The organism is Burkholderia sp. (assembly GCF_018375725.1).
Lineage (GTDB): Bacteria > Pseudomonadota > Gammaproteobacteria > Burkholderiales > Burkholderiaceae > Burkholderia.
This window is the reverse complement of the sequence record NZ_JAHACR010000109.1, coordinates 1-12,029: the sequence shown is the minus strand read 5'-3', so window position 1 is coordinate 12,029 and position 12,029 is coordinate 1. Positions and strand designations below refer to the sequence as shown.

General features: G+C 65.7%; 10 protein-coding genes, 1 tRNA gene and 1 pseudogene. 4 read left to right on the top strand and 8 right to left on the bottom strand.

Features of this window, described 5'->3' with window-relative positions:
- From KH616_RS13590 to fdhE, 4 genes are all read right to left on the bottom strand, one after another.
- Positions 1-94 (bottom strand) — tRNA-Sec (locus tag KH616_RS13590).
- A 17-nt stretch (positions 95-111) separates the two neighbouring features.
- Positions 112-2,040, bottom strand: coding sequence for a selenocysteine-specific translation elongation factor (selB, locus tag KH616_RS13585; protein WP_292245261.1), 1,929 nt, complete (start codon positions 2,038-2,040; stop codon positions 112-114).
- A complete protein-coding gene (selA, locus tag KH616_RS13580; RefSeq protein WP_292245259.1) occupies positions 2,037-3,476 on the bottom strand; it encodes an L-seryl-tRNA(Sec) selenium transferase in 1,440 nt (479 codons plus the stop codon). Before selA ends, selB begins: the two co-directional genes overlap by 4 nt.
- Positions 3,477-3,492: 16 nt before the next feature.
- Positions 3,493-4,425, bottom strand: a complete 933-nt coding sequence (gene fdhE, locus KH616_RS13575) for a formate dehydrogenase accessory protein FdhE (protein ID WP_292245256.1) — start codon at positions 4,423-4,425, stop codon at positions 3,493-3,495.
- Between fdhE and KH616_RS13570 the strand changes: the two genes are divergently transcribed.
- The 3 genes and pseudogenes from KH616_RS13570 to KH616_RS13560 all read left to right on the top strand — a co-directional run bounded on the left by KH616_RS13570 (position 4,417) and on the right by KH616_RS13560 (position 7,668).
- Positions 4,417-4,779 (top strand): hypothetical protein, encoded by a 363-nt coding sequence (locus KH616_RS13570; protein ID WP_292245254.1) that lies wholly within the window; start codon positions 4,417-4,419, stop codon positions 4,777-4,779. The two genes, fdhE and KH616_RS13570, sit on opposite strands and share 9 nt — an antisense overlap.
- Before the next feature lie 311 nt (positions 4,780-5,090).
- Positions 5,091-6,005, top strand: a complete 915-nt coding sequence (locus tag KH616_RS13565; protein ID WP_292245252.1) for a YihY/virulence factor BrkB family protein — start codon at positions 5,091-5,093, stop codon at positions 6,003-6,005.
- Positions 6,006-6,495: 490 nt separating this feature from the next.
- A pseudogene (locus KH616_RS13560) lies at positions 6,496-7,668 on the top strand (porin).
- Between the two features lie 256 nt (positions 7,669-7,924).
- Here the strand turns inward: KH616_RS13560 and KH616_RS13555 are convergent.
- The 3 genes from KH616_RS13555 to KH616_RS13545 all read right to left on the bottom strand — a co-directional run bounded on the left by KH616_RS13555 (position 7,925) and on the right by KH616_RS13545 (position 10,079).
- Positions 7,925-8,368: an HU family DNA-binding protein gene (locus KH616_RS13555; protein ID WP_292245250.1), complete on the bottom strand. Its 444-nt coding sequence runs from the start codon at positions 8,366-8,368 to the stop codon at positions 7,925-7,927.
- Positions 8,369-8,717: 349 nt separating this feature from the next.
- The gene (gene galU, locus KH616_RS13550; protein ID WP_292245247.1) at positions 8,718-9,605 is read right to left on the bottom strand and encodes a UTP--glucose-1-phosphate uridylyltransferase GalU; all 888 of its coding nucleotides are present in this window, start codon (positions 9,603-9,605) and stop codon (positions 8,718-8,720) included.
- A gap of 222 nt (positions 9,606-9,827) precedes the next feature.
- Positions 9,828-10,079, bottom strand: a complete 252-nt coding sequence (locus tag KH616_RS13545; RefSeq protein ID WP_292245263.1) for a hypothetical protein — start codon at positions 10,077-10,079, stop codon at positions 9,828-9,830.
- A gap of 108 nt (positions 10,080-10,187) precedes the next feature.
- Here KH616_RS13545 and KH616_RS13540 point away from each other — a divergent pair, with 108 nt between their 5' ends.
- Positions 10,188-11,369, top strand: a complete 1,182-nt coding sequence (locus KH616_RS13540) for an acyltransferase (RefSeq protein WP_292245245.1) — start codon at positions 10,188-10,190, stop codon at positions 11,367-11,369.
- A gap of 105 nt (positions 11,370-11,474) precedes the next feature.
- Here KH616_RS13540 and KH616_RS13535 read toward each other — a convergent pair.
- Positions 11,475-12,029, bottom strand: a 555-nt coding sequence (locus KH616_RS13535; protein ID WP_292245243.1) for a glycosyltransferase, incomplete at its 5' end; no start/stop codon positions are given.

Here is a 12,029-nt window from a genome sequence, read left to right as displayed (position 1 = left end):
GCGGAAGGCAGCAGGAGTCGAACCTACCAGGGAGCGGCTGACGCCCCCTACCGGGTTTGAAGCCCGGCCGCACCACCGGATACGGATGCCTTCCTTCGGAAATCTGGATGCCTACGCCACCGTGCCGAACCAGCCGCTGTCGGGGCGCAGGAAGTGGAGATCGCGGCGGAAGCGAGTATACCCAATGCGGTCGAAGAATTCGAGGATCTGGATCGCGCGCTTGCGACCCAGCCCGGTCGCATCCCGGAATGTCGCCGCGTCGAGCCCGCCACCCGAACGCGCCTGCGCCAGGACGGCGACCAGACCCGCCAGTTCCCGCACCACGTCCGCGTGATAGAACAGATCGCGCACGATCTGGTGCACGTCGCCGCGCCGCGCGAGCTTGCGCAGCAACGTCCGCACCGCCTCTTCCGGCACGCCGGTCTCGGACGCGAGATCCCGTACCCATGGCGGGTCGAAACGTCCGTCCCGGATCAGGGGCAGCAAGGTCTGCGCGAGCGCTTCGTCGCGCGCATCGAGATTCACCGAATGCGATGGCAGATGCAGCCACGGTCCGCTGCGGGCGATCTCGCCGCTTTCGACGAGCGCGTCGACCAAGGCGCGCCACAGCACGTCGCCGACGAGCGGCCCGGCCATCCGGCGCAGACGTGCCGCGTCGAGGCCCTGCTCGTCCGGCATGCGTTCGTGATACGCGCGCAGCGTCTCGATCGCCTTCGTCTGCAGCGCGAGCCAGTGTGCGCGCGCGATCACCCATCCGTCGTTCGATGCGGGCCCGTGCTGCCCGATCGACAGCGCATCGTCCGGCAGCTGCAACGCGTCCGGCGCATAACCCGTCAGATGCGTGAGCGTCGTGCGCGCGATGCCGAGCGGCGCCTGCGCGAGCAATGCGTCGAGCCGGCCTTCATCGAGCCATACGGCCAGCGCATCGAGCCATGCGCGGCGCGCGGGCGTACGGCGCTTGCGCGCCGGGCCGAACGGATCGAGCACGCGGCCGCCGCCGACCGTGCGCGTCGCCTGCGGATTGCGGACGATGAAGCGGTCGCCGGGCAGCGCGAACACCGGTTCGTCGAACACCAGCTGGACGCGCATCCGCTGGCCGCCCGACAGCGTTTCCCCGTCGAGCAGCGCGACGTGCGCCACGCGATGCAGCGTGCCGAGATGCACGTGCAGCGGCGCCCAGTGCGTCAGCGTCAGCCCCGCGTCCGGCAGCAGCGACAATTCGACGTCGATGCGCGGCGACATCGCGCCGAGCCGCGGATCGGCGATCGTGTCGCCCCGCTCGATGGCGGCCTTGTCGACACCGGCGAGATTCAGCGCGCAACGCTCGCCGGCGCGACCGGCATCGACCGGCCGGTTCTGCGCATGGATGCTGCGCACGCGCGCCGCGTCTCCGGTCCGCACGATCGCCAGCGTCTCACCGACCTTCACCTGTCCCGCGAACGCGGTGCCGGTCACGACCGTGCCCTGCCCGGCCAGCGTAAACACGCGATCGACTGCGAGCCTGAACAGCCCGTCGTCGCGCCGTGCACGCCACGCGATCGCCGCCTCGCACAGATGGCGTTTCAGCGACGCGACGCCCGGATCGGCCGGATCCGTCGCGCAGGTGTCGAAAACGGGCGCATCGGCGATCGGCGTGTCGTGCAGCCATGCGGCGATTTCGTTTTGCACCTCCGTGCGCCGCGCCTCGTCGACGCGATCGCATTTCGTCAGTGCAATCGCGCCGTGCGAAATGCCGAGCAGTTGCAGGATCGCCAGATGCTCGCGCGTTTGCGGCATCACGCCGTCGTCGGCGGCGATCACGAGCAGCGCGAAATCGATCCCGCACGCGCCGGCCGCCATCGTGTGAATGAGTTTCTCGTGTCCCGGCACGTCGATCAGGCCGAGCACGTCGCCGTTGTCGAGCGGCGCATACGCATAGCCGAGCTCGATCGAAATGCCGCGCGCCTTCTCTTCCTTCAGGCGGTCGGTATCGACGCCCGTGAGCCCGCGCACCAGCGTCGTCTTGCCGTGGTCGATTTGTCCCGCTGTACCGACGATCATGCCGCCGCCTCCGTCTCGCCCGCGCATTGCGCGACGAACACCGCTTCGTCGGCGGCCTCGAGGCAGCGCAGGTCCAGCCACAGCGCACCGTCCGCGATACGCCCGACCACCGGCCGCGGCCATTCGCGCAATCGCTTCTCCAGTTGCGCGAGCGCGCGGCCGCCGCGCTTGCCGTCCGGCGTGCGCACGACGAGTCCGTAGCTCGGCAACTGATCCACCGGCAGCGCACCGCTGCCGATCTGGCTGAACATCGGCTCGGCGCTGACCGCGTAGCCGCTGCCGATCGCCGCCTGCAACACCGGCCGCACGCGCGCGGCCGCAGCGGCGATCTCCTGCTGCGGGCGCGTCAGCAGTCGCAGCGTCGTCAACCGTTCACGGAGGAATTCCGGCGCCTGATACAGGCGCAGCACCGGCTCGAGCGCGGCGAGCGTCAGCTTGCCGACCCGCAGCGCGCGCTTGAGCGGATGCTTCTTGATTTTCGCGATCAACGCGCGATCGCCGGCGATCAGGCCGGCTTGCGGACCGCCGAGCAGCTTGTCGCCGCTGAACGTGACCAGATTCGCGCCGCCCTCGATGGTTTCGCGCACCGTCGTTTCATGCGGCAGCCCCCACTGCGCCAGATCCGTCAGCGTACCGCTGCCCAGATCGACGACCACCGGCAGTCCGTGTTCGCGCGCGAGCGGCGCGAGTTCGGGCAGCGTCACCTCCTTCGTGAAACCGTTGATCGCGTAATTGCTGCAGTGCACCTTCATCAGCAGCGCGGTGCGCGGACCGATCGCATCCGCATAGTCGCGCAGGTGCGTGCGGTTCGTCGTGCCGACCTCGTGCAACCGCGCGCCCGCGCGGCTCATGATGTCGGGAATGCGGAACGCGCCGCCGATCTCGACCAGTTCGCCGCGCGACACGATCACCTCGCGCTTCGACGCCAGCGCCGACAGCGTCAGCAGCACCGCCGCCGCGTTGTTGTTGACGACCGTTGCCGCCTCGGCGCCCGTCAGCTCGCAGAGCAATTCGTCGACCAGATCGTCGCGGTCGCCGCGGCGACCGCTCGCCAGGTCGAACTCGAGGTTCACCGGTTGCGTCAGCGCAGTCACGACCGCGCGCACCGCGTCGTCAGGCAGCAGCGCGCGCCCGAGATTGGTGTGCAGCACCGTGCCCGTCAGATTGAATACCGTCCGGACCGTGCCGGCGCTCTGCACGGCCAGCGTGCGGGCCACGGTCGCGGCGATGCGCGCCTCGTCGAGCGGCTCGGCCGCCGCCGGATCGCGCTGCGCAACCGCGCGCCAGCGCTCCAGTTCCGCGCGCACCGCGTTCAGCACGCGTGTACGGCCATACTCGTCCAGCATCGGCCGGATCGGCGCCGACGACAACACGCGCTCGACGGACGGCACGCGCGCCAGCACCGCATTCAACTCGTTCAAACCAGGTTCGGTCATAAACAGGCGTTTCCTTTCATTCTTCCTGGGGCAGGTCCGGCCACAGCAACGGATTCGGCGCGCTGCGCCGGTAACCTGCTTCGTTCATCAGTAAATCGAGCGTGAGGCTCGCGAGATCGTCGGCAAGCGGCTCGAAGCCGGCATCCTTGTCCTGATAGCCGATCTTGCGATACGTCCTGCATTCGTCACACGACTCGGCCTTCACGGCTGCGCTGCCGCCTTCGACACCGTGGTACGCAATCCCCTTCGTCGAATCGCAGTGCGAGCACTTCGTGCGCACCATGTGCCATTCGGTTGCGCACAGGCTGCATTGCAGGAAGCGGCAGCCCTGGAGCGGGCCGCCGGTACGCACGATGCTCGCGACGGGATGCGTGCCGCACACCGGGCACAGGCCCGGTTGATCGAGGAACGGTACGTCGGCGGGGCTGACACGGCTCGCGAGATCGGTCCAGACGACCTGCAGCGCCGCCATCACGAACGGCGCGGTCGTCCGGTCGACTGCGGCATAGCGCAGCGCGAGCAGCGCGTCCGCCTGTGCGTCGAGCGCGGCGGGCGTCATCAGGCGGATCCGGTCGAGCAGCCGGGCAAGCGCCGGATTGACGAGCCCGGCCTGTTCGAGGCGGTCGATCAGGCGATGCAGCACGGCGCGCCATTGCGGATCGCGCTCGCCGGACAGCGCCGGCACGAGCGGCATCGCGTGCTGCTGCGCGCGCCTGATCGCCTCGTTCGGCGGCGCCGCGGCAGCGAAGTCCTGCAGCACCGCATGCTGCGCGTCCGCGACGACCGCCATCAGGCGCACGTAGCCGCCGATCGGATTCAGGTCGGCGAGCTGACGCAGCCGCCCGGCACGCGCGGAGAATACCGTCGCGCGCTCCGGCAGGCGGAAGCGTGGAATCACCGAATGATCGTGCGCGGCGATGTCACTCGGTCCGAGAATACGTTGAGTCACGAGAGTGCCTTTCAAAAACAAGCGCCGACGCATTGGCGCTTCCGGCGGGCCCGACACCTCGCCGCAACCGGCTTGTCACCCGCGCCCGGCGTGCAGGCTTCCCGCTTGCGCGGCACCGCTTCGGATGGTTCTGCGCGCCGATCCACCGTGATCGTGCCGCACATCGCCGCGCCGATCGGAACCGAGGCCCGGCTCCGCATCGCCATGCAGACGATGCCGCCGCACGCGCCATCGCTGCGCGACGAATCATCCCGATCAGAGCAGAGAGCACAGCGGAAACCGCCGTCGCATGACAGGTTCGAACGGCAGCAGAGCATCAGACGCGCCAACAACGTGAAGAATAGCAGCTTCTGACCTGCGTTATCGCCGCCAATTTCCCGCGTGCGGCGCGCATCGCGCCGTTCGCGCGAGGTGCAGGCAACCGCATCGTGCCGGCCTTCACGCCGCCATCCGAGCTGCGCATGCGTTTCCGTCCCGATTTGAGCGGCGGCGGTTTTCCGGCAACGGGCACCGGAAACGATGTGGCATGATGGCCTCAGTCCGATTGCGAGGGAAACCGGCAAAGCCCCGAGCCGTCCACGCAACGATGATCCATGCTTCGCGTCAATACGGAGCGGTTCGATTCCCAACGATTGCCGGCATTCCGCGTCGCGAGTCAACACGACATGAAACCCACTATCCCCGATCAAGCGGCACGTATCGCACAAACACAGGCCCATTGGGCACTGACCGCGTTCAAGCGCTTCTCCGACGATCGCTGCTCCGCGATGGCCGCGAGCATCGCATTCTATTCCGCGTTCTCGCTCGCGCCGATGCTGGTGATGGTCATCGCGGTGGCCGGCTGGTTCTACGGCGACGAAGCCGCACGTGGACAGGTGTTCGAACAGGCGCACCAGCTGATCGGCGACGATGCCGCCACGAGCGTGCAGACCATCGTCCAGAGCGCGCACCGCAGCGGCGGCCACGGCTGGCTCGCGACGCTGATCTCGTTCGGCGCGCTGGCGGTCGGCGCCTCGGCGACGTTCGCGTCGCTGAACACCGCACTGAGCGTGATCTGGCCGGCGACCGACAGCCGCTGGTCGAGCGTGCTCGGGCTCGTGCGGGTGCGCCTGATCTCGTTCGGGCTTGTGCTGGGCGTCGCGTTCCTGCTGATCGTCTCGCTCGTGCTCGACACCGCGATCACGTTTGTCAGTGCATGGCTCTGGGGCAATTCGCCCTACATCGCGATCAGCAATCTGATGCAATTTGTCGTCGGCATCGTCGTGCTCGCCAGCGCGTTCGCCACGCTGATGAAGTTCCTGCCGGACGCACGCGTCGACTGGCGCGATGCCGCGATCGGAGGCAGCGTGTCGGCGCTCCTGTTCTCCGGCGGCAGGAAGCTGTTCGCGCTGTATCTCGCGCACGCCGGCACGGCGAGTGCATTCGGCGCGGCGGGATCGTTCGCGGTGCTGCTGATGTGGCTTTACTTCTCCGCTGCCGTGCTGCTCCTCGGCGCGGAATTCGCGGCGGCGCGCGGCGCAACGCACCGGTCCTCGCCCGAGGATGCCGCGGCAGCGACGGCACGGTTCCCGGACAAGTAATCCCGAGGCATCGGCCGCGGCCTGAAGAGCCGTCGCGAATCATGTTTGCCGCGCAAGCGGCGCGCAAATCGTCCCGCGACGGATGCGCACCACGCGACGCGCAATCGACTGGCGCAAGCACACCATATTCATCCCGTCGAGTTGCGGTTGCGCGCGGTGTCGACGGGCATCGACGTGCCTGGTATCCCTTGCCGCAACGCACACCCATCCGCAAACGTTTGCGATCGACATCTTCGCCGCCTGCAAGGGCATGGAACCGTTGCCAGCGGCGCCTGAGCGCCAGCCATCACAACAATCGCAACGCAATAATTGTTAACTATTGCTCACTTAGGAATAGTCTCAGATGTATTTGATATATATGGATTTTTCCGCGCTGTGATGTTTTGGCGACACTTTATTTTTTGAGCTTTCTTACGCGTGTGGCACTGCGCTATTCTCCAATGCGCAACAAATAATGACTGACGAATTACTCGCGTGGAGATACTGAAAGATGAAAAAACTCGCACTGTCCACCCTCTCGCTCGCACTGCTGGGCGCTGCCGGTGCCGCTCATGCTCAAACCAGCGTGACGCTGTATGGCGTGATCGATACGTCGATCGCATACGTTCACGGCAATAACGGCGAGGCCATCAATTCGTGGCAGATGCTGTCGGGTAACCTGCAGGGTCCGCGCTGGGGCCTCAAGGGCGCAGAAGACCTGGGCGGTGGCCTGAAGGCGATCTTCCAGATCGAAAACGGCTTCGATCCGGGTACCGGCCGCCTCAACCAGGGCGGCCGCATCTTCGGCCGCCAGGCTTATGTCGGACTGGACCACGCCCAGTACGGTACGCTGACGTTGGGCCGCCAGTACGAACCGCTCACCGACATGGTTCAGGGCCTGACGGGCGACAACTACTTCGGCAGCGTCTTCGCAACGCCGGGTGACGTCGACAACAACGACAACAGCATCCGCGTCAGCAACGCGATCAAGTATGTGTCGCCGGTCTACGCGGGCTTCCAGGTCGAAGGCCTGTAAGCGCTGAGCGGTGTGGCCGGCCATCCGGGCCAGGGTCAGACGTGGGGCGGCGCAGCCACCTACATCAACGGTCCGGTCGGCCTCGCAGCCGGCTTCCTCCACATCGAGAACGGCAGCTCGCGCGCGGTCGCGGCAGACGGCTCGGGCGGCTGGACGAGCCCGACGGCGACCGGCCTCGACACCTCGAACAACCCGATCGTCGGCGGTTACGCCACGGCGAAGTCGATCAACATCGCGCAAGCCGCCGGCCAGTACGTGCTCGGTCCGGTGACGCTCGGCCTCGGCTACAGCTTCTCGCAATACCGGCCGGACGCTCAGTCGAACTTCACGTCGACCGAGCGCTTCCATACCGGTCGCGCATTCGCGAACTACCAGGTCACGCCGTCGCTGCTGCTCGGCCTCGGCTACGCGTACACGAACGCGAGCGGCGACACGGACGCGAAATACCATCAGGCTTCGGTCGGCGCAGACTACTCGCTGTCGAAGCGCACCGACGTCTACCTGATCGGCGCGTACCAGCACGCGAGCGGCACGCAACGCACAGCAAGCGGCGGCACCCAGGTTGCGGAAGCGTCGATCGGTTCGTACGGCTACGCCGGCACGCGCTCGCAAGAGTTGGTCGCACTCGGCCTGCGCCACAAGTTCTAAGCACGGCGCATTCGGCACGCGGCGTCATCGGCGCCGCGCCGCCGAACCGCAAAGCCAGTCACAGGTTTCGGCCGTGGCTGGCTTTTTTGTTGCCGGCGCGCCGAGCACGGAAATCATGGCCGCGGTGGCGCCGGCGACACATGAAAGCCATCTCAGCGCGCCGCGCAAACAAAAATCCCCGTGCGCTTTCACACACGGGGATTCGCGAACACGGCGATCGCCGCCGGCACATATCCGGCAGCCTGTCGTGCGACGCTTACGCGGCTGCGTCCTTCAGCTTCTTCAGCGCACGTGCCTTCACGCGCACGCTGGCCGGCTTTGCCGGGAACCAGCGCTCTTCGCCCGTGAACGGATCCTTGCCGAAGCGCTTCTTCTTTGCCGGCACGGCTTGTGCCGTGATCTTCAGCAGGCCCGGCAGCGTGAATTCGCCCACGCCCTTCTTGTGGATCGAGCCCAGCACGACGTTCTCGAGTGCGGCGAGCACCGCCTTCACAGCCTTCACTTCAACCTCTGCGCGCTCAGCGATGTGCGTGGCGAGCGCTGCCTTCGTGAAAGTGTCCTTGATCGGCGTCGGAGCAGCCGGCGCCTTCGCGACAGCCTTCTTGGCCACTACTTTCTTCGCGGGCACTGCTTTCTTGGCAGCCACTTTCTTGGCCGGTGCGGCAGCCTTCTTGGCCACCTTTTTTGCGGAAGTCGCCATGTTTCTCCTACCAGGTGTGGTCGTTGGATACAGATGAAACGCACAACACGCGCGCTTCAACGCCGGATTCTACAAGCGCCTCGGCGCTTCGTGCAGCACTTTTATGCGTTTTACGCGGGTTTCCAGCAGGTTTCGCCGCTTGCCTGTGACGACCACGGCATCCGCCGCACCTCGATACATCGCGTCATCCGTCGCACATCCCGCATGACGTTCATGCCTTGCGGGCCTGCCCCCGTGTGCGCGTATGCCGCATGTCGCGCGGGCCACACCATCCATAAAAAGCGCCCCGGTACCGAACGGACCGGGGCCAATCGAACAACCACCACCTTCAACGGGCCGCGCCGAAATCCTAGGCGACAGCCGCCAGCGCGGGCAGACAGGTCCGCAGATAGGCCTCGAATTCCCGGCTGACTTCCGGATGCTCCAGCGCGAGTTCGACCGTCGCCTTGAGATAGCCGATCTTGCTGCCGCAATCGAAGCGCGTGCCATAGTAGCGATGAGCCAGCACCTGCTCGTTCGCGAGCAGCGACTGGATCGCGTCGGTCAATTGCAGTTCGCCGCCGGCGCCCGGCTTGATCCGGCGCAGATGATCGAACAGCGTCGGCATGAACACGTAGCGGCCGACCACGCCGAGATTCGACGGCGCATCCTCCGGCGCAGGCTTCTCGATGATCCCGGACAGCTTGATGATGTCCTCTTCCCACTCGCGGCCCTCGATGACGCCGTACGAGCGGCTGTCCTCGCGCGCGATCGTTTCGACGCCGATCACCGAGCTGTGATAGTGATTGAAGACGTCGACGAGTTGCTTGAGCACCGGCTGCTCGCCATGCAGCAGATCGTCGGCGAGGATCACCGCAAACGGCTCGCCGTGCACGAGCTTTTCCGCGCACAGGACGGCATGACCGAGGCCGAGCGCTTCCGGCTGGCGCACGTAGAAGCAATTGACATGGCTCGGCTTGATGCCGCGCACGAGATCGAGCAGCGTGTCCTTGCCGCGCGCCTCGAGCTCCGCCTCGATCTCGTACGACTTGTCGAAGTGATCCTCGATCGCGCGCTTGCTGCGTCCCGTGACGAAGATCATTTCGGTAATGCCCGCGTCGATCGCTTCCTCGACTGCATACTGGATCAGCGGCTTGTCGACGACCGGCAGCATTTCCTTCGGGCTCGCCTTCGTCGCGGGGAGGAACCGTGTGCCGAGACCGGCCACGGGGAACACGGCCTTGGTGACTTTCAACATGATCGCATCCTGATTGCGTGGATTGCGCCGCGCCGCATCGCGACACGAAAGCGTTATTGCTCGAACGGCAAACCGTTATTCGATCCGGCCGCGAAACCGGATTGCCGCCGCTTTTCAAAACAAACTCGAACCGATTAACCGATCATCTCCGCCGGACCGGTCGATATTTCCGGCGATATCCGCCGGTCAGCGACAAATGACCGATTATCCGGATACCAAAACTTACGCTTCAAATTCCTCGATATACGGCACTCCGCCCCGCTCCAGGCCCGGGCGGATCGGCTCGTTCTTCAATGCATCACGGTATGCCGACAGCAGGGCCATGACCAGCAGTACCGCCGCGCTTGCGATCCAGTGCATATCCATCTTGCCGCTCCTTGCATCAATCAACTGAAACCTCAAGCTATCAGAAAAAAATCGACAAATAATTGGCCGGAATGCGAAACGCACATTCACCCGGAATAGTGTCGACATGTCAGGCGTCGATATTTCGCACGGCGATTTTTTTATTCATTGCGCGAATTCTTGCGGATTACGATTGAACGACAATTTCTCTCCATCCGTCGCAAGGAATCGAATCGCATGCACGCTTTCAGCGGATCGTCTTTGAATGCGCCGCCCGCCGCCGATCACAAGGAACACGTGATCGACGCGATGCGCGGCTTCGCGGCGCTGCTCGTCGCCTATTTCCATTGCCGGCAAATCGTCTGGGTCGGGATGCAGCGCTTCCATCTCGCTTACGGACACGCACTGGATCCGGGCGCGATCGTCGGTTATCTGACCTTTCCGTTCGCGTGGGGCTCGGCCGGCGTGCCGATCTTCTTCGTGATCAGCGGCTATTGCATCCACCGCAACGCGGCGCTCAAACTCGCCGCCAATCCTGCATACCGGCTGAACCCGACGAATTTCTGGGCGCGGCGCGTGGTGCGCATCTATCCGGTGCTGCTGGCCGCGCTGCTGTTGACGCTCGGGCTCGACACGATCAGCCTGCAGTACGCGCCGGTCAGCCATAAGATCCGCGATATCGGCGTCACCGCATTCCTGGTCAACCTGTTCTCGCTGCAAGGCGTGGCAGGCCAGACCTACGGCTCGAATGGCGCGCTCTGGACGCTGTCGCTCGAGGTGCAGTTCTATGCGATCTATCCGCTGCTGTTCGCCGCACGCAGGCGCTTTGGGATGCCCGCCGTGCTGGGCGCGGTCGCGCTTGTCAATATCGCGTCGGCGTGGCTGCTCGAACGGCACGACCTGCAGTTTTTCACGTCGTACTGGCTGTCATGGACGATCGGCGCGTGGATCGCAGACGTTCGTGCGCAACGCGCATACGCACCACGTCGCGACGCCGTGCCGTCACGCGTCTGGTACGCGGCGTCCGCCGTCCTGCTCGCCGCAGGCTGCGGCGCGTTCCGCTTCGGCCAGTACGGCGCGTTTCAGCTGTGGGCGGCCGGCTTCGCGTGCTTCCTGTATCGCGCACTGGCCCAACCGCCACGCCCGACACCGCCGCTGCGCGTGCTCGGCTGGTTCGGCGACTTCAGCTATTCGCTTTACCTGGTCCATCTGCCGCTGTTCGTCTGCCTCGGCTCGGTGCTCTACCGCTCAGAACTACAGCTGTCGATCTGGCCGTCGTTCGCGTTCATGGCAATCTCGATTCCGGTCGCCTACCTGTTCTACCGGCTGGTCGAACGGCCCGCGATGCGCTGGTCGGCCAACCTCAAACCGTCGCACGGCGCGCGGGTCGCGCCGCCAGCGCCGGAACGCATCGCCTGATTCGTCCGCTTCCCCCACGCAAAGCCCTCGCGCAGTTCAGCGCGAGGGCTTTTTTCCTGTCCGACACCGCGCCGGAAAGCTCATCGACGCCGCTCGCCAGACCCGCTATCGCTTCTTCGCCGCGCGCGCCGTATCCGCGAGGATCTGTTCGACCCGATCCACGTATGTTTTCGTGCCGAAACGCCGCAGCGCGGTCACGTGACCGCTCGCAACCAGCCGCTCGCGCCGTGCACGATCGGCCTTCAGCGCGGCGAGCGCTTCGGCCAGCCCGTGCGCGTCGCCGGGTTCGAACAGCAGCCCGTTGCCGTCGTGCTCGACAATCTCGACGACGCCGCCCGCCCGCGCCGCGACGACCGGACGACGCGCGAGCATCCCCTCGACGATCACGCGCCCGAACGGTTCCGGCGTGATCGACGTGTGGGCGACGATATCGACGGCCTTCATGCAGGCGGCCACGTCGCGCTGGAAGCCGAGGAAATGCACGCGTTCGTTCATGCGGTACCGCGCCACATACTCGCGCAGTTCCGCTTCATAGGCGTCTTCGCCGAACAACGGCGCACCGACCAGCACCACATGCATGTCCGGATGCTGCGCGGCGGCCTCCAATAGAACGTGCTGCCCCTTCCAGCGCGCAAGGCGGCTGAACGAGCCGACGAGCCA

Excerpts from the sequence above, each read along its gene's own strand:
- selB (WP_292245261.1), bottom strand. The coding sequence starts at position 2,040 with ATGATCGTCGGTACAGCGGGACAAATCGACCACGGCAAGACGACGCTG.
- selA (WP_292245259.1), bottom strand. The coding sequence starts at position 3,476 with ATGACCGAACCTGGTTTGAACGAGTTGAATGCGGTGCTGGCGCGCGTG.
- KH616_RS13565 (WP_292245252.1), top strand. The coding sequence starts at position 5,091 with ATGAAACCCACTATCCCCGATCAAGCGGCACGTATCGCACAAACACAG.
- KH616_RS13555 (WP_292245250.1), bottom strand. The coding sequence starts at position 8,368 with ATGGCGACTTCCGCAAAAAAGGTGGCCAAGAAGGCTGCCGCACCGGCC.
- galU (WP_292245247.1), bottom strand. The coding sequence starts at position 9,605 with ATGTTGAAAGTCACCAAGGCCGTGTTCCCCGTGGCCGGTCTCGGCACA.
- KH616_RS13545 (WP_292245263.1), bottom strand. The coding sequence starts at position 10,079 with ATGTCGACACTATTCCGGGTGAATGTGCGTTTCGCATTCCGGCCAATT.
- KH616_RS13540 (WP_292245245.1), top strand. The coding sequence starts at position 10,188 with ATGCACGCTTTCAGCGGATCGTCTTTGAATGCGCCGCCCGCCGCCGAT.